Source organism: Curtobacterium sp. NPDC086286, from assembly GCF_044746255.1.
In the GTDB taxonomy this organism is placed as follows: Bacteria; Actinomycetota; Actinomycetes; order Actinomycetales; family Microbacteriaceae; genus Curtobacterium.
This window is the reverse complement of sequence record NZ_JBIVBW010000004.1, coordinates 115731-132068: the sequence shown is the minus strand read 5'-3', so window position 1 is coordinate 132068 and position 16338 is coordinate 115731. Positions and strand designations below refer to the sequence as shown.

The window sequence follows — 16338 nt, the reverse complement described above, 5'->3', positions numbered from 1 at the left end:
GAGTCCCATCATCGTGACCGAGTCAGTCGCCGCAGCGCCGGAAGGCGCGTCGCCGGACAACGCCGAGCCCGCAGCCGTGCCCCAGGCACCCGAGCCCCGCACCGCGACGACGACCACGACGGGCACCGAGCTGTTCGACGGCGTCCGCGGCGTCGTGGCGATCCGTGTCGCGGGTGTGCTCAAGGACCTCGCAGCCTCGGTCGACGCCGGTGACCTCGTCGAGCCGGTCACCCTCGACGAGCAGGACGGCCTCGACATCCTGCGCCACTCGGCCGCGCACGTCCTGGCGCAGGCGGTGCAGCAGATCAACCCCGACGCCAAGCTCGGCATCGGCCCGCCCGTCACCGACGGCTACTACTACGACTTCGACGTCGCCGAGCCCTTCACCCCCGAAGACCTCAAGGCGATCGAGAAGAACATGGACCGGATCATCCGGCAGGCCCAGCGCTTCCGCCGCGTCGTCGTCACCGACGAGGAAGCCCGCGAGCGCATGGCGGGGGAGCCCTACAAGCAGGAGCTCATCGGCCTCAAGGGCGCTGCGGACGCCGGCGACTCGGGCGAGAGCGTCGAGGTCGGTGCCGGCGAGCTGACGGTCTACGAGAACGTCGACCCGAAGACGGGCGAGGTCGTCTGGCAGGACCTCTGCCGCGGCCCGCACCTGCCGCACACCCGCATCATCGGCAACGCGTCGAAGCTCATGCGCGTCGCCGCGGCGTACTGGCGCGGCTCGGAGAAGAACCCGCAGCTCCAGCGCGTGTACGGCACCGCGTGGCCCGACAAGGACCAGCTCAAGGCCTACCTGCTCCGGTTGGAAGAGGCTGCGAAGCGCGACCACCGCAAGCTCGGCGCCGAGCTCGACCTGTTCTCCTTCCCCGACGAGATCGGGTCGGGCCTGGCGATCTTCCACCCGAAGGGCGGCATCATCCGCCGCGAGATGGAGGACTACTCGCGCCGTCGGCACGAGCAAGAGGGCTACTCGTTCGTCTACACGCCTCACATCACCAAGGGCGACCTGTTCGAGACCTCCGGGCACCTCGGCTGGTACAAGGACGGCATGTTCCCGGCCATGCACATGGACGAGGCGCGCGACGAGGACGGCAACATCACCCGCCAGGGCGCCGACTACTACCTCAAGCCGATGAACTGCCCGATGCACATCCTGGCGTACCGCTCGCAGGCCCGGTCCTACCGCGACCTGCCCCTGCGGATGTTCGAGTTCGGCACGGTCTACCGCAACGAGAAGTCCGGCGTCATCCACGGCCTCACCCGCGTGCGCGGCCTGACCCAGGACGACGCGCACATCTTCACCACGCAGGAGAAGATGAAGGAGGAGCTCACCACGACCCTCCAGTTCGTGCTGTCGCTGCTCCGTGACTACGGCCTCGACGACTTCTACCTCGAGCTCTCCACGAAGGACCCCGAGAAGTACGTCGGCGACGACGACGTGTGGGACGTCGCGACGAACACCCTGCGCGAGGTGGCGGAGGAGACCGGACTCGAGCTCGTGCCGGACCCGGCCGGTGCCGCCTTCTACGGCCCGAAGATCTCCGTGCAGGCCCGTGACGCCATCGGCCGCACCTGGCAGATGTCGACCGTCCAGCTCGACTTCAACCTGCCCGAGCGCTTCGGCCTCGAGTACGCGGCGGCGGACGGCACGCGGCAGCGCCCCGTCATGATCCACCGCGCGCTGTTCGGCTCGATCGAGCGGTTCTTCGGCGTCCTCACCGAGCACTACGCCGGCGCGTTCCCGGCCTGGCTCGCCCCGGTCCAGGTCGTCGCGATCCCGGTCGCGGCGGAGTACGGCGACTACCTCGACGAGGTCGTCGCGAAGCTGCGCTCGCACGGCGTCCGTGCCGAGGTCGACCACTCGGACGACCGCATGCAGAAGAAGATCCGCACGCACACGAAGCAGAAGGTGCCGTTCCAGCTCATCGCGGGCGGCGACGACCGCGACGCCGGCGCGGTCTCGTTCCGCTTCCGCGACGGTCGGCAGGACAACGGTGTGCCCGTGGACGAGGCGGTCGAGCGCATCCTCACCGCGATCCGCGAGCGCGCGCAGGTCTGATGACCCCTCCAGGAGGCACGGATCCCGTCGGTGGGACCGGTCGCGTCGACGACGCGGCCGGTTCCACCGCCGTGCCCGCTCCCGACCCGTCGGGTCCGGCCGGTGCGGCCGGCGCCGGCGTGGCGGACGACCCGCTCGTGATCCGCGACGCCGCGACCGGCGCCGCGGTGCCCGATGCGTTCCAGCGCCTCTGGAACCCGCACCGGATGGCGTACATCGACGCCGGGCGCGAGGGCAGGGGCCGCGGCCACGACGACGACTGCCCGTTCTGCGAGGCCCCGCGCGGGTCCGATGAGGACGGCCTCATCGTCGCGCGGGGCGAGCACGCGTACGTCCTGCTCAACCTGTTCCCCTACAACAACGGGCACCTGCTCGTCTGCCCGTACCGCCACGTCCCGCTCTACGACGAGGCGACGCCGGACGAACTCCGCGAGATCGGCGAGCTCACCCAGACGGCGATGCGCGTCCTGCGTGCTGTGTCGCACTGCGACGGCTTCAACATCGGGATGAACCAGGGCGAGGTCGCCGGCGCCGGTGTGGCCGGCCACCTGCACCAGCACATCGTGCCGCGGTGGCAGTCGGACGCGAACTTCTTCCCGATCATCGCGCGGACGAAGTCGATGTCCCAGCTGCTCGGCGAGACCCGCCGACTCGTCGCCGAAGGGTGGCCGTCGGAGCACTAGACTGTCGGCATCATGAGCGACAGCAGCAGCACCACGAGCACCCCCGGCACCTCGATCACCGGCTCGGACCGCGTCAAGCGCGGCCTCGCCGAGATGCTCAAGGGCGGCGTGATCATGGACGTCGTCGACGCCGAGCAGGCCCGCATCGCGGAAGAGGCCGGCGCGACCGCCGTCATGGCCCTCGAGCGCGTCCCCGCCGACATCCGCGCGCAGGGTGGCGTCGCCCGCATGTCCGACCCCTCGATGATCGAGGAGATCATCGCGAGCGTGTCGATCCCCGTCATGGCGAAGGCCCGCATCGGCCACTTCGTCGAGGCGCAGGTGCTGCAGGAGCTCGGCGTCGACTACATCGACGAGTCCGAGGTGCTGTCGCCGGCCGACTACGTCAACCACATCGACAAGTGGAACTTCACCACCCCCTTCGTCTGCGGTGCGACCAACCTGGGCGAGGCGCTCCGTCGCATCACCGAGGGCGCGGCCATGATCCGCTCCAAGGGTGAGGCCGGCACGGGCGACGTGTCCGAGGCCACCAAGCACATCCGCACGATCAACAAGGAGATCGCGGCGCTGCGTCACCTCAAGGAAGACGAGCTCTACGTCGCCGCGAAGGACCTGCAGGCCCCGTTCGACATCGTGAAGGAGGTCGCGCAGACCGGCAAGCTCCCCGTGGTGCTCTTCACCGCCGGTGGCGTCGCGACCCCGGCCGACGCCGCGATGATGATGCAGCTCGGCGCGGACGGCGTGTTCGTCGGCTCCGGCATCTTCAAGTCCGGCGACCCGGCCAAGCGCGCCGCCGCGATCGTCAAGGCCACGACCTTCCACGACGACCCCAAGGTCATCGCCGAGGTCTCCCGTGGTCTGGGCGAGGCGATGGTCGGCATCAACGTCGCCGACGTCCCCGCACCGCACCGTCTCGCCGAGCGCGGCTGGTGAGCGCCCGGCCCCGCATCGGGGTCCTCGCGCTGCAGGGCGACTTCCGTGAGCACATCGCGTCGCTGACGGAACTCGGTGCCGACGTGGTGCCGCTCCGTCGCCCGGAGGAGATCGGCGCCCTCGACGGCGTCGTCATCCCGGGCGGGGAGTCCAGCGTCATGGACAAGCTCGCGCGCGCCTTCGGCGTGGCCGAGCCGCTGTCCGAGGCGATCCGCGGCGGGCTGCCGACCTACGGCACCTGCGCGGGCATGATCATGCTCTCCTCACGCATCGCTGCGGGCATCCCCGGGCAGCAGACGCTCGACGTGCTCGACGCGACGGTGCGCCGCAACGCCTTCGGCAGCCAGAACGACTCGTTCGAGATCGACATCCCGATGCCGGCCCTCGGCGAGGCCCCGGTGCACGCGGTGTTCATCCGCGCGCCCGTGGTGGAGCAGCACGGCCCCGGGGTCGACGTCCTCGGCGCGCTCCCCGACGGGCAGGTCGTCGCGGTCCAGCAGGGCGCCGTCATCGCGAGTGCGTTCCACCCCGAGGTCGCCGGCGAGGACCGCTTCCACCGGCGCTTCCTCGACCTCGTCCGCGCCGCCTGACGCCGACCGGCCGGTCCCTCGACGGGGTCAGGCCACGCCGGCGGCGACCAGCACCTGCACCACGACGGCCCGGACGGCGAACGCCGCGAACCCGAGGGCGATCACCGCGTACACGACGAGCCGAGCGCGCCGCGGCCGGCCCACCGCACGCAGGATCTCGGCCGCGCTCTGCAGCACGAACACCCGTGTGGCGAGCAGCAGCGGGACGGCGGCCACGGCCCACGTCCCCGTGGTCGGTGCCGCCAGCGCGACGATGCCCCAGGTCACGAGCGCGGCGAAGCCGGCGATGTACGCACCACCGCGGTCGTTCTCCTCCTTGCGACGCCGTCCGCGGTCGGCGACGAGCCCGTCCCACAGCCCGGACCGCACCTGACGACGGCGTTGCACGATCGTGGTGACGTCCTGCGCAGCGGACTGCAGCAGCAGCGCGACGGCGAGCACGGTGACGATGGTGGTGTACCCGTCGCCGGCTGGTGGGACGATGCCGGCGAGCAGGAGCACCGCTCCGGCGGCACCGGCGATCCAGGTGAGTGCCGCGACGCCGAGCACGACCGGCACGAGCGGGACCCGCCGCATCGTCCGGAGGAGCAGTCCGCGCGGGAACTTCGCGAACGAGTGCACCTCCACGAAGCAGACCCAGAGCGCCGCGATGCCGGTCAGGGTCCACCCGAGCGTCTTCGTGACGGCGTTCGCACCGCCCCCGGCAGCGATGTGGGCGCCGAGCACCGTCACGACGAGCGACCAGGCGACGACACCGACCGGCACGGACACGAGGCTCCAGAGCCCGTCGTCCACACGCCGGCGGGCCTCCCACGACGTCGGGTGCTGCGCGAGGACCCGAGCGGACTGCGCGACCCGCTCGGACAGCTGCAGGACCGACCCGGCCGCGAGCATCACCCACTCGTCGTTCGGGTCGAGCTCGAGTGCTCGGTCCATGGCCTCGCGAGCCCGTGGCGCGAGGGCCCCGTCGGTCCACGAGAGGGCGCGGTAGCACTGCGCCGCGTCGGCGAACAGCCGGGCGTCGTGGGGTGCGAGCTCGAGCGCGCGGTCGAGGGCTGCCGCGGACCGGGCGACGTCCGCCGTCGGCCACGCGGCTTCCTCCGCTGCGGACCGCTTCGCGTGCGACCAGCGTGTGTGTGCGAACGCCCACAGCAGGTGCGCGGTCGCCCAGTCCGGCCGGCGCTCGCGCAGTTCCTCGGCCGCGGCCTTCGCCGCCTGGCGCTCGTTCGCGTCGAGCATCGCGTTCACCCGGGCGGACAGTGCGGTGGCGTTGTCGGGGTCGAGCGCGAGGGCGCGCTCGGCGGCGGTGCGACTGGCGGCGTGGTCGTGGCGCGCACGTTCCGCCCGTGCGAGTGTCGCCCACAGCCGGGGGTCGTCCGGTGTGCTCGCGCCGGCGGCGGTGAGCACGGCCCGCGCGTCGTCCGGGCGCTTGAAGCCCAGGAGCGCGTCGGCGCGCTCGACCACGACGTCGACCGCGTCGGCCATCAGAGCTGCTTCTCCTCGCGGAGCCACTCGACCATGTCGTCGTACTCACCGCTGCCGTTGGAGTACTCCGCGACGTTGCGGGCGGTCTGCACCCAGGGGCCGATCGACGGCTTGACCTCCTTGAGGGCGGCGCGCATGTCGTCCATCCGCATCGGCCGCACGGACCCGGTCCGGATCGACTCCGTCATCGCCTTCTCCGCCGCGGTGGTCACGAGGTGCTCCAGGTCGGCGCCGGAGAACCCCTTCGTGCGACGGACGAGGTCGCCGAGGTCGATGCCCTCGATCGGCCGTCGGCGGAGATGGACACGGAGGATCGCCTCGCGGGCGTCGTCGTCCGGCGGACGGACGAGGACCATCCGGTCGAAGCGTCCCGGTCGCTTCAGCGCGGCGTCGACCTCCCACGGGTGGTTCGTGGCCGCGAGGACGTAGACGCCGTCGTTCTGCGAGTCGACCCCGTCCATCTCGACGAGGATCTGGTTGACGACGTTCCGGAACGACGAGAACGTGTTCCCGCTCCGCTTCGCGCCGATCGCGTCCATCTCGTCGAAGAACAGCACGGCCGGCGCGTGCTCGCGGGCCGTGCGGAACACCCGGTGGATGTTCTTCTCGCTCTCGCCGATGAACCGGTCGAGCACGTCGCTGAGCGTGACGGAGATGAAGTGCGCCCCGAGCTCGCCGGCGATCGCGCGGGCGAGGAACGTCTTGCCGCAGCCGGGCGGACCGTACAGCAGCAGGCCGCCGCGGAGCTTCTTGCCGAACGCGGCCGCGATCTCGGGGTGCGCCATCGGCTGCAGGAACGACTCGTCGATCCGCCGCTTCACGACCTCGAGCCCGCCGACGTCGGCGAGTCGGACGGTCTCGCGGCGCAGCTCCGCCACCGGGTCGGCGTCCTCGGCGGTCTCGGCAGCCTCGGCCAGGAGCTCCTCGTCGTGCTCGGCCACGACCCGCTCGACGAACGGCGGCTCGGTCGGGTTCGCGATCGACGCCTCGAGCTCGGACCAGTCGATGTCCTCGTGCCGGTCGCTCGGTGCCGGCGGCGCCGCCGCTGGCGTCGATCCCGGCGGCTCCGCTGCAGCGAGGGCCGCGCGCCGGACGACCGCCTTCGCTGCCTCGTCCTCCGGCGCCTCGCGCAGCACGACGCTCGCCTGCTCGATCGCCTCGCCGTGCCGGCCGGCGTCGGCGAGCAGCTCGGCGTAGCGGACCCGGAGGGTCCGGTCGTCGGGGAGCGCCTGGACGGCGGCCTCGAGTGCGGACAGCGGATCGGTCATGCGTTCCCCCTGGTCGTCCCGGTGCTGCGCCCATCGTACGTGCGTCGACGGGCCCGCCCGCGAGGCGGGGCCGCACCGTGCCTCCAGGCCGCTAAGCTGGACGGGACTTTCCGCAAGACGCAAGGAGCACCGTGTCCGGGCATTCCAAGTGGGCAACGACCAAGCACAAGAAGGCCGTCATCGACCAGCGACGTGCCAAGTCGTTCGCGAAGCTCATCAAGAACATCGAGGTCGCCGCCAAGATGGGCGGCGCCGACCTCTCCGGCAACCCGACCCTCGTCGACGCCGTGCAGAAGGCCAAGAAGACCTCGGTCCCCAACGACAACATCGACCGCGCCATCAAGCGCGGTGCCGGCCTGACCGGTGAGACGATCGAGTACACGACGATCATGTACGAGGGCTACGGCCCGAACGGCGTCGCGATGCTCATCGAGTGCCTCACGGACAACAAGAACCGTGCCGCTGCCGAGGTCCGCACCGCGATGTCGCGGAACGGCGGGACGATGGCCGACCCGGGCAGCGTCGCCTACAACTTCTCCCGCAAGGGCGTCATCTCCGTCACCAAGACCGACGGCCTCGACGAGGACGCCGTCATGACGGCGGTGCTGGACGCCGGCGTCGAGGACGTCATCGACCAGGGCGGCGGCTTCGAGGTCATCACCGAGGCGACCGACCTCGTCGCGGCCCGCACCGCGCTGCAGGACGCCGGGATCGACTACGACTCCGCCGACGCCGAGTTCGTCCCCGGCCTCAAGGTGCCGGTGGACGCCGACACGGCGCGCAAGGTGTTCCGCCTGATCGACGCGCTCGAGGACAGCGACGACGTGCAGAACGTCTACTCGAACTTCGACATCCCCGCGGACGTCCAGGCCGAGCTCGACGAGGACGAGGACTAGCCCGATGCTGCGCGTGCTCGGGGTCGACCCCGGGCTCACGCGGTGCGGCGTCGGCATCGTCGAGGTCGCATCGAACCGCCGCGCCCGGCTCGTCCACGTGACGGTCGTGCGCACCCCGGCGGACATGGCACTCGAGCAGCGGCTGCTCCGCATCGCCGACGGCATCGCCGCCGAGATCGACGAGCACCGTCCCGACGCCGTCGCGGTCGAGCGGGTGTTCGCGCAGGCGAACGTCCGGACGGTCATGGGCACGGCGCAGGCCGCCGGCCTCGCCCTGCACGCCGCGGCGGCACGGGGGCTCCCGGTCGGGCTGCACACCCCGTCCGAGGTGAAGGCCGCCGTGACCGGGTACGGCAACGCGGACAAGCGCCAGGTGCAGACGATGATCGCGCGCGTGCTCGGCCTCGACGAGGCCCCCAAGCCCGCCGACGCCGCGGACGCGCTCGCCCTGGCGGTGTGCCACGCCTGGAGGCTCGGGTCACCCGACACGGTCGGCACGCGTGCCACGAACCTCACCCCGGCACAGCGTGCGTGGCGGGACGCACAGGGCGGCACGGTCGACTCGCCGCTGGCACGCGCCGCGGCCGCGGCCGCCGGTCGCTCGCAGCGTGGCTCGTCGGCATCGTCGGCGGCCGGCCGTAGGCTCGGGGCATGATCGCGAGTCTCCGGGGCACCTGCATCGACATCGCCGGCTCCGGCGTGGTGATCGAGGTCGGGGGAGTGGGCTACGCCGTCACGGTGACCCCGGCGCACGCGCTGACGATGCGCCACGGGTCCGAGGTCTTCGTCCGGACCGCGATGATCGTGCGCGAGGACGAGCACCTCCTCTTCGGCTTCGAGTCCACCGACGCGCTCCAGGTGTTCGACCTCCTCCGCAGCGTGTCCGGCGTCGGCCCGAAGTCGGCGATGGGCGTCCTCGCCCACATGGACCCGGCCCAGGTCGCGAACGCCGTCGCACACGACGACGACGGCGCCTTCCGCAAGGTCTCCGGCATCGGCCCGAAGACCGCCAAGCTCATCATCGTCGCCCTCTCCGGCAAGCTCGCCGCGTTCGAGCAGGCCCCCGTCGTGGCGGCCCGCGGCGGCACCGCGCACCCGGCCGCGACCGACGTCGTCGCCGCCCTCGTCGGCCTCGGCTGGCGCGAGGACGCCGCGCAGCGCGCGGTCGACGAGACCATCGCGTCCGAGCCGGGCGTCGCCTCGATGGGCACCCAGGCACTGCTCCGCGCCGCCCTGGGTGCGCTCCGCCCCGCCGGTGCCGGCCGGTGAGCGGGATCACCGCCGCGGGCGCCGAGTCACAAGAGGAACTCGCGTTCGAGGGGGCCCTCCGCCCGAAGTCCCTCGACGAGTTCGTCGGGCAGCGGAAGGTCCGGGGGCAGCTCGACCTGCTCCTCAAGGCGGCGGCACTGCAGGACCGGACGCCCGACCACATCCTGATGGCCGGCCCTCCCGGACTCGGCAAGACGACCCTCGCGATGATCGTCGCGCACGAGTCCGGTCGGCCCCTGCGGATGTCGAGCGGCCCGGCGATCCAGCACGCCGGTGACCTCGCCGCGGTGCTGTCGTCCCTCGTCCCCGGCGAGGTCCTGTTCATCGACGAGATCCACCGCATGGCCCGCTCGGCAGAGGAGATGCTCTACCTCGCGATGGAGGACTTCCGCATCGACGTGATGGTCGGCAAGGGCGCCGGCGCCACGAGCATCCCGCTCGACCTCGCGCCGTTCACCCTCGTCGGCGCCACCACCCGTGCCGGCCTCCTGCCGAACCCGCTGCGCGACCGCTTCGGGTTCACCGCCCACCTCGAGTTCTACGAGAAGGACGAGCTCGAGCAGGTCCTCATCCGAGCGGCGCACCTGCTCGAACTCGACATCGACCGGTCCGCCCTGCGCGAGATCGCCGGGCGCTCCCGGGGCACACCGCGCATCGCGAACCGCCTGCTCCGACGTGTCCGCGACTACGCCCTCGTGCACCGCACCACCGACGGCATGGCCGCCGTGCAGGGCGCCCTCGACCTCTACGACGTCGACGAACTCGGACTCGACCGCCTCGACCGCGCCGTGGTCGAGACGATGCTGACGCGCTTCGACGGCGGTCCCGTCGGCCTGAACACCCTCGCGGTGTCCGTCGGGGAAGAGTCCGAGACCATCGAGTCGGTCGTCGAACCGTTCCTCGTCCGGGTCGGCCTCGTCACCCGCAGCCCCCGCGGGCGGATCGCCACCCCGCAGGCCTGGCGGCACTTCGACATGACACCCGGGCAGACCGGCCTCGCACAGCCCGGACTGTTCGACGACGACGCCGACTGACGTCCCCGTCCGCGGTCTCGGTGACATGCCACGCACAGACGTGTGCCCTAGACTGCTACGGCCCGAAACCGAGCAACCAGAGAAGGCAACGCATCATGGGTCAAGAAGTCATCCTCATCGTCATCGTCGTGGCGTTCGCGGCCTTCATGTTCTACAACAGCCGGAAGCGCAAGAAGCAGCAGGGCGAGCTCGCCACCAAGATGGTGCCGGGCGCGAAGGTCATGCTGTCCTTCGGTCTGTACGGCACGCTCCTGTCGGTCGACGACGAGAAGGTCACGGCCGACGTCGAGATCGCACCCGGAACGGTCGTCACCGTCCACCGCCAGACCCTGTCGCGTGTCGTCGACGACACCGCGTCGGACATCACCACCACGGCCACGCCCGAGGACGAGCCGGCAGCGCCGAAGCCCGTCGCCGAGCTCAACGGGGAGCCGATCTACGGCGAGCGTGTCGAGTCCACGGACGCCGACACCGACGCTGCGAAGCGCAAGACCGAAGACTGACTCCTCGGCCGCCGGGTCCACCGACCCGGCGGCGACACCTGCCGCCGGTCAACCGCCGTCGGTCCTGACAGAAAGACGAGACGACCGGTGGCACGATCGACACCCGTCAAGAAGGCGATCCGCTCGCTGACCTGGTTGGTGATCCTCATGGCGGTCCTCGCGGGGTTGAACACCGCCGCGTCGGTCCTCGCCGGGAACACCAAGGACGACAGCGGCAAGTGGTTCGAAGGGGCCAGCTGGGTCCCGGAACTCGCCCTCGACCTCCAGGGCGGCACGCAGCTGACGCTCGCGGCGCAGAACACCGAGGGCGGCTCGGTGACGAGCCAGCAGCTCAACCAGGCCGTGAACATCATCCGGCAGCGCATCAACGCGACCGGTGTCTCGGAATCGCAGATCAACACCCAGGGGACGAACAACATCGTCGTCTCCATCCCGGGCAAGCCGGACAAGGCGACGATCGACCGCATCGAGGCGGCGGCGAAGCTCACGTTCCGCCCGGTCCTCTACACCGAGGCGGCGACCAACACCGCGGTGGGCGGCAGCGGATCCTCGTCGGCCTCCGCGACGCCGTACTCCCCGCCGGCATCGCTCGCCGCGACGCCGAGCGCCAAGCCGACCAACGGCAGCGACCTGAACTGGGTCACGCCGGCGCTGCAGGACCTGTACACGAACTACAACTGCAACGCTCCGGACGACGTCACGACGGCGCCGGACGACGAGCCCCTCGTCACCTGTGACCAGGACGGTGCCGCGAAGTACATCCTCGGCCCGGTCGAGGTGTCCGGCTCGGGCATCAGCAACGCCACCTCCGGCCTCGCGACCGACTCGCAGGGCACGTCGACCGGCCAGTGGGCCGTCAACCTGACGTTCAAGGGCAAGAGCTCGGACGACTTCCGTGACGTCACCAGCCGGCTCGTGAAGCTGCAGCCGCCGCAGAACCAGTTCGCGATCGTCCTCGACGGTTCCGTCATCACGGCGCCGGCGTCGAACGCGGCCATCACGAACGGCAAGGCGCAGATCACCGGCTCGTTCACGGCCGACTCCGCGAAGACCCTCGCCGACCAGTTGAAGTACGGCGCGCTGCCGATCAACTTCCAGGTCCAGTCGAACGAGAACATCTCCGCGACGCTCGGTACCGCGCAGCTCGTCGGTGGCCTCGTGGCGGGTCTGATCGGTCTGATCCTGGTCATCATCTACTCGGTCATCCAGTACCGGGCGCTCGCGTTCGTCACGGTCCTCTCGCTCGGTGTGGCCGCGGCGCTGACGTACCTCGTGATCGCGATCATGTCCTGGCGCGTCGACTACCGCCTGTCGTTGGCGGGTGTGGCGGGTCTGATCGTCGCGATCGGCATCACGGCGGACTCGTTCATCGTGTACTTCGAGCGCATCAGGGACGAACTCCGTGACGGCCGGGGCCTCGAGAGCGCCGTCGAGTCGGGGTGGAAGCGTGCACTGCGCACGATCCTGGCGTCCGACTCGATCAACTTCCTCGCCGCCGTGGTGCTCTACATCCTCGCGGTGAGTGACGTGAAGGGCTTCGCGTTCACGCTGCTCCTCACCACCCTGATCGACGTCGTCGTGGTCGTGATGTTCACGCACCCGATGATGCAGCTCATCGCCCGCAGCCGCTTCTTCGGCGAGGGACACCGGTTCAGCGGGCTCGATCCCGCGGCCCTCGGCGCCGTCTACCGCGGTCGCGCGCAGTTCCGCGCGCCGGTCGTCGACGGCAGGCGTCAGCGCAGCGCCGGTGAGGCGCAGCGTCGACAGACGATCGCAGAGCGGAAGGCCGCGCAGGCCTCCGGCGAGAACGGCACGACGCCGGACGGGAAGGACGACTGATGGCCAGCTTCAGCCAGTTCGGCAGCGACCTCTACACGGGGAAGCGCTCGTACGACATCGTCGGCCGACGCAAGACCTGGTACGTCATCGCGATCATCGCGATCGTGGTCTCGCTCGCGGTCCCGTGGCTGCGTGGCGGGTACCAGCTCGGCATCGAGTTCACCGGCGGGTCCGAGTTCACGCTCTCCGACGTGAAGACGCTCGACCAGAACCTCGCCACCGAGACCGTCGAGTCGATCGTCCCCGACGGCGTCCCGCGTGTCTCGCAGCTCGGGACGCACGGCATCCGCGTGCAGACCGGCCAGCTCACCGATCGCGAGACCTCCGAGGTCCAGGACGCCCTGGCGAAGGCCTACGACGTCCCGGACAGCCAGGTGGCCGCGACCTTCATCGGTGCGACCTGGGGTGCCGACGTGCTCAACCAGGCGATCCGCGGCCTCGTGATCTTCCTCGCCCTCGCGGCGGTGTTCATGGCGCTGTACTTCCGCACGTGGAAGATGTCGGTGTCCGCGATGGTGGCGCTCCTCCACGACCTCCTCATCACGGCGGGCGTGTACGGCATCGTCGGGCTCGAGGTCACGCCCGCGGCGGTGATCGGCTTCCTGACCATCCTCGGCTACTCGCTGTACGACACCGTCGTGGTGTTCGACAAGGTCCGCGAGAACACGAGCCAGGAGTCCCACCGCACCTTCGTGCAGTCGGTGAACCTCGCGGTCAACCAGACGCTCGTGCGGTCGATCAACACCTCGGTCGTCGCTCTGCTGCCGGTCGGCGCGATCCTCTTCATCGGGTCGTACATCCTGGGCGCCGGAACGCTCCGCGACATCTCGCTCGCGCTGTTCATCGGCATCATCGTCGGCACCTACTCGACGATCTTCATCGCGTCGCCGATGTACGCGCACCTGCGTGAGAACGAGCCGAAGATCAAGCAGGCCGACGCCAAGAAGCAGGCCGCTGCCGCCAAGCGTCAGCGCGAGGTCGACGCGACGGCGGGCGTCTGATGCCGGCGGAGATCGTCGACATCGACGTCGCCGAGGCCCGTCGGCGGATCGACGCCGGTGCGCGCCTGTTCGACGTGCGCGAGCAGGGGGAGTGGGACGAGGTCCACGCTCCCGAGGCGACCCTCGTGCCGATGTCCGAGTTGGTCGCTCGGTGGAAGGAGATCGACGGCGGCGACGAGCCCGCGATCATCGTCTGCCACTCCGGCGGACGCTCCGCGCGGGTCGTGGCGGCACTCGAGCAGTCCGGGGTCTCCGCGGTGAACCTCGTCGGCGGCATGGTCGCGTGGGAGCAGTCGGGCGCCCCCGTGGTGCGCGACGCCCAGGGCGAACCGCGTCACGAGCACTGACCGGACACGCGTAGTCTTGTCGGATCGAGCTCGGACGGGCATCCCGGGAGGCGCAGCATGACGGACACGCGTGAGTCCACGCCGCAGGACGCCTCTGCGCCGCGGGCAGGGCAGGACACCGGCTCCGCGAGCCGCCCCGGCTCCGCACCCCGGCCGACGAGTCCGCTGGGGCCGAACACGACCGGCAACCTCGGTTCGCTCCGGTCGCTGCTGCCGCGGCTGTTCTCGCGCGCCCAGCCCGCCGGTGCCGTCGACACCCTGATCCGTACCGTCCGGTCGCACCACCCCAAGGCCGACGTGACGCTCATCGAGCGCGCCTACTCGGTCGCGGAACGCGCGCACGACGGGCAGAAGCGCAAGTCGGGCGAGCCGTACATCACGCACCCGGTCGCGGTGGCGCAGATCCTCGCCGACCTCGGGATCGGGCCGATCACCATCGCCGCGGCACTCCTGCACGACACCGTCGAGGACACCGACTACCAGCTCGACCAGCTGCGCGAGGACTTCGGCGACGAGATCGCCATGCTCGTCGACGGCGTCACGAAGCTCGACAAGGTCAAGTACGGCGACAGCGCCCAGGCCGAGACCGTCCGCAAGATGGTCATCGCGATGTCGAAGGACATCCGCGTCCTGGTCATCAAGCTCGCCGACCGGCTGCACAACGCCCGCACGTGGGGCTTCGTCGAGTCGACCTCCGCCACGCGGAAGGCGAAGGAGACCCTCGAGATCTACGCGCCGCTCGCGCACCGGCTCGGCATCCAGATGATCAAGCTGGAGCTCGAGGACCTCTCGTTCGCGGTGCTCCACCCCAAGCTGTACGTCGAGATCGACAGCCTGGTGAAGGAACGCCAGCCGAAGCGCGAGCAGTTCGTCCAGAACGTCATCGGCACGCTCAAGAAGGACCTCAAGGCCGCCAAGGTCCGCGGCGAGGTCATGGGCCGGCCGAAGCAGTACTACTCGATCTACCAGAAGATGATCGTCCGCGGGCGCGAGTTCGACGAGATCTACGACCTGGTCGGCATCCGCGTCCTCGTCCCGACCGTGCGCGACTGCTACGCGATGCTCGGTTCCGTGCACGCGCGGTGGACGCCGCTGCCGGGTCGGTTCAAGGACTACATCGCGACGCCGAAGTTCAACCTGTACCAGTCGCTGCACACCACCGTCCTGGGTCCGCAGGGCCGTGCGGTCGAGATCCAGATCCGCACGCACGAGATGCACCAGCGGGCCGAGTTCGGTGTCGCCGCCCACTGGAAGTACAAGCAGCGCGCGGCCGGCCGTGACGTCGACACCTCGTCGGCGACCGACCAGGACATGGCGTGGCTGGCGCACATCACCGACTGGCAGGCCGAGACGAGCGACCCGGGGGAGTTCCTCGACTCGCTCCGGTACGAGATCGGTGCGAAGGAGACCTACGTCTTCACGCCCCAGGGCAAGGTCATCGGGCTGCCGTCCGGTGCGACCCCCGTCGACTTCGCGTACGCCGTGCACACCGAGATCGGCCACCGCACGATGGGCGCCAAGGTCAACGGGCGTCTCGTGCCCCTCGAGAGCGCCCTGTCGAGCGGCGACGTCGTCGAGATCTTCACCTCGAAGAACCCCGACTCCGGCCCCAGCCAGGACTGGCTGACCTTCGTCCGGAGCCCCCGCGCCCGGAACAAGATCAAGCAGTGGTTCACCAAGGAACGCCGCGAAGAGGCGATCGAGCAGGGCCGCGACGCGATCGCGCGGGCGATGCGGAAGCAGAACCTGCCGCTCCAGCGCATCATGAGCCAGGACTCGATCTCCGAGGTCGCGTCGTCGATGCGCTACGACGACATCTCCGCGCTGTACGCGGCGGTCGGCGAGGGGCACGTCTCCACGCAGTCGGTGATCGAGAAGGTCCTCGGGAACGTCCAGACCGAGACCGAGACGGAAGAGCCGGAGCTCAGCTTCCCCCGCCAGGTCACGAGCCGGCAGCTGCGCAACAGCGACAGCGGCGTCCTCGTGCGTGGCGCGCCGGACATCCTCGTCAAGCTCGCGAAGTGCTGCACGCCGGTCCCGGGCGACCAGATCGTCGGGTTCATCACCCGCGGCCAGGGCGTCTCGGTGCACCAGGCCTCGTGCACGAACGTGAAGTCGCTCATGAACGAGCCCGACCGGATGATCGAGGTGGAGTGGGCACCGTCCTCGAAGTCGGTGTTCCTCGTGCAGATCCAGATCGAGGCGCTCGATCGGTCGGGGCTCCTCAGCGACGTGACCCGGGTGCTGACGGACCACCACGTGAACATCCTGTCCGCGACGGTCTCGACGTCGTCCGACCGGCTCGCGCTGAGCCGCTTCGTGTTCGAGATGGGCGACACGACCCACCTCGACCGTGTGCTCAACGCCGTGCGACGGATCGACGCGGTCTACGACGTCTACCGGGTCAGCGCGGGCTGACCGGACC

The 16338-nt window shown here is 70.4% G+C and carries 15 protein-coding genes; 13 read left to right on the top strand and 2 right to left on the bottom strand.

The genetic code is table 11. From position 1 onward, the window contains the following. Positions 1–13 precede the first annotated feature (13 nt). Genes thrS through pdxT form a run of 4 tightly spaced genes read left to right on the top strand, consistent with a single transcriptional unit; the run spans position 14 to position 4271 of the window. The gene (gene thrS / locus ACIPKM_RS08785; protein WP_402736570.1) at positions 14–2065 is read left to right on the top strand and encodes a threonine--tRNA ligase; all 2052 of its coding nucleotides are present in this window, start codon (positions 14–16) and stop codon (positions 2063–2065) included. After that, positions 2065–2748, top strand: a complete 684-nt coding sequence (locus ACIPKM_RS08780) for an HIT family protein (RefSeq protein ID WP_402736569.1) — start codon at positions 2065–2067, stop codon at positions 2746–2748. Before thrS ends, ACIPKM_RS08780 begins: the two co-directional genes overlap by 1 nt. Positions 2749–2760: 12 nt before the next feature. Continuing rightward, positions 2761–3681, top strand: a complete 921-nt coding sequence (gene pdxS / locus ACIPKM_RS08775; protein WP_070418967.1) for a pyridoxal 5'-phosphate synthase lyase subunit PdxS — start codon at positions 2761–2763, stop codon at positions 3679–3681. Further along, positions 3675–4271 carry a pyridoxal 5'-phosphate synthase glutaminase subunit PdxT gene (gene pdxT / locus ACIPKM_RS08770; protein WP_402736681.1) on the top strand — a complete coding sequence of 199 codons (597 nt, stop codon included), beginning with the start codon at positions 3675–3677 and terminating at the stop codon, positions 4269–4271. Before pdxS ends, pdxT begins: the two co-directional genes overlap by 7 nt. A 27-nt stretch (positions 4272–4298) precedes the next feature. Here the strand turns inward: pdxT and ACIPKM_RS08765 are convergent, their stop codons facing one another. Together ACIPKM_RS08765 and ACIPKM_RS08760 are read right to left on the bottom strand one after the other, a co-directional pair. Beyond that, positions 4299–5756, bottom strand: a complete 1458-nt coding sequence (locus ACIPKM_RS08765) for a hypothetical protein (protein WP_402736568.1) — start codon at positions 5754–5756, stop codon at positions 4299–4301. Further along, positions 5756–7024, bottom strand: coding sequence for an AAA family ATPase (locus tag ACIPKM_RS08760; protein WP_402736567.1), 1269 nt, complete (start codon positions 7022–7024; stop codon positions 5756–5758). The genes ACIPKM_RS08765 and ACIPKM_RS08760 overlap by 1 nt, the downstream gene beginning before the upstream one ends. A gap of 131 nt (positions 7025–7155) precedes the next feature. Between ACIPKM_RS08760 and ACIPKM_RS08755 the strand changes: the two genes are divergently transcribed. The 9 genes from ACIPKM_RS08755 to ACIPKM_RS08715 all read left to right on the top strand — a co-directional run bounded on the left by ACIPKM_RS08755 (position 7156) and on the right by ACIPKM_RS08715 (position 16331). Next, positions 7156–7920, top strand: coding sequence for a YebC/PmpR family DNA-binding transcriptional regulator (locus tag ACIPKM_RS08755; RefSeq protein ID WP_402736566.1), 765 nt, complete (start codon positions 7156–7158; stop codon positions 7918–7920). 7 nt (positions 7921–7927) lie between these two features. Further along, positions 7928–8575, top strand: coding sequence for a crossover junction endodeoxyribonuclease RuvC (gene ruvC, locus ACIPKM_RS08750; protein ID WP_402736680.1), 648 nt, complete (start codon positions 7928–7930; stop codon positions 8573–8575). Then, positions 8572–9189: a Holliday junction branch migration protein RuvA gene (gene ruvA, locus ACIPKM_RS08745; protein ID WP_071301584.1), complete on the top strand. Its 618-nt coding sequence runs from the start codon at positions 8572–8574 to the stop codon at positions 9187–9189. The genes ruvC and ruvA overlap by 4 nt, the downstream gene beginning before the upstream one ends. Then, positions 9186–10223 (top strand): Holliday junction branch migration DNA helicase RuvB, encoded by a 1038-nt coding sequence (ruvB, locus tag ACIPKM_RS08740; protein WP_071294678.1) that lies wholly within the window; start codon positions 9186–9188, stop codon positions 10221–10223. The genes ruvA and ruvB overlap by 4 nt, the downstream gene beginning before the upstream one ends. 95 nt (positions 10224–10318) lie before the next feature. Next, positions 10319–10726, top strand: coding sequence for a preprotein translocase subunit YajC (yajC, locus tag ACIPKM_RS08735; protein WP_070418975.1), 408 nt, complete (start codon positions 10319–10321; stop codon positions 10724–10726). 87 nt (positions 10727–10813) lie between these two features. After that, complete coding sequence (secD, locus tag ACIPKM_RS08730; RefSeq protein WP_071294679.1) at positions 10814–12565, top strand: protein translocase subunit SecD; 1752 nt, start codon at positions 10814–10816, stop codon at positions 12563–12565. Then, the gene (secF, locus tag ACIPKM_RS08725) at positions 12565–13566 is read left to right on the top strand and encodes a protein translocase subunit SecF (RefSeq protein ID WP_070418977.1); all 1002 of its coding nucleotides are present in this window, start codon (positions 12565–12567) and stop codon (positions 13564–13566) included. The genes secD and secF overlap by 1 nt, the downstream gene beginning before the upstream one ends. Then, on the top strand, positions 13566–13913 hold the full coding sequence (locus ACIPKM_RS08720) for a rhodanese-like domain-containing protein (protein WP_402736565.1): 348 nt from the start codon (positions 13566–13568) through the stop codon (positions 13911–13913). Before secF ends, ACIPKM_RS08720 begins: the two co-directional genes overlap by 1 nt. A gap of 57 nt (positions 13914–13970) precedes the next feature. Beyond that, positions 13971–16331, top strand: coding sequence for a bifunctional (p)ppGpp synthetase/guanosine-3',5'-bis(diphosphate) 3'-pyrophosphohydrolase (locus ACIPKM_RS08715; RefSeq protein ID WP_261646915.1), 2361 nt, complete (start codon positions 13971–13973; stop codon positions 16329–16331). Positions 16332–16338: the final 7 nt, after the last annotated feature.

Coding starts and splice junctions, on each gene's coding strand:
- pdxS (WP_070418967.1), top strand. CDS start 2,761: ATGAGCGACAGCAGCAGCACCACGAGCACCCCCGGCACCTCGATCACC.
- ruvA (WP_071301584.1), top strand. CDS start 8,572: ATGATCGCGAGTCTCCGGGGCACCTGCATCGACATCGCCGGCTCCGGC.
- yajC (WP_070418975.1), top strand. CDS start 10,319: ATGGGTCAAGAAGTCATCCTCATCGTCATCGTCGTGGCGTTCGCGGCC.
- ACIPKM_RS08780 (WP_402736569.1), top strand. CDS start 2,065: ATGACCCCTCCAGGAGGCACGGATCCCGTCGGTGGGACCGGTCGCGTC.
- ACIPKM_RS08715 (WP_261646915.1), top strand. CDS start 13,971: ATGACGGACACGCGTGAGTCCACGCCGCAGGACGCCTCTGCGCCGCGG.
- ACIPKM_RS08765 (WP_402736568.1), bottom strand. CDS start 5,756: ATGGCCGACGCGGTCGACGTCGTGGTCGAGCGCGCCGACGCGCTCCTG.
- ACIPKM_RS08720 (WP_402736565.1), top strand. CDS start 13,566: ATGCCGGCGGAGATCGTCGACATCGACGTCGCCGAGGCCCGTCGGCGG.
- ACIPKM_RS08760 (WP_402736567.1), bottom strand. CDS start 7,024: ATGACCGATCCGCTGTCCGCACTCGAGGCCGCCGTCCAGGCGCTCCCC.
- secF (WP_070418977.1), top strand. CDS start 12,565: ATGGCCAGCTTCAGCCAGTTCGGCAGCGACCTCTACACGGGGAAGCGC.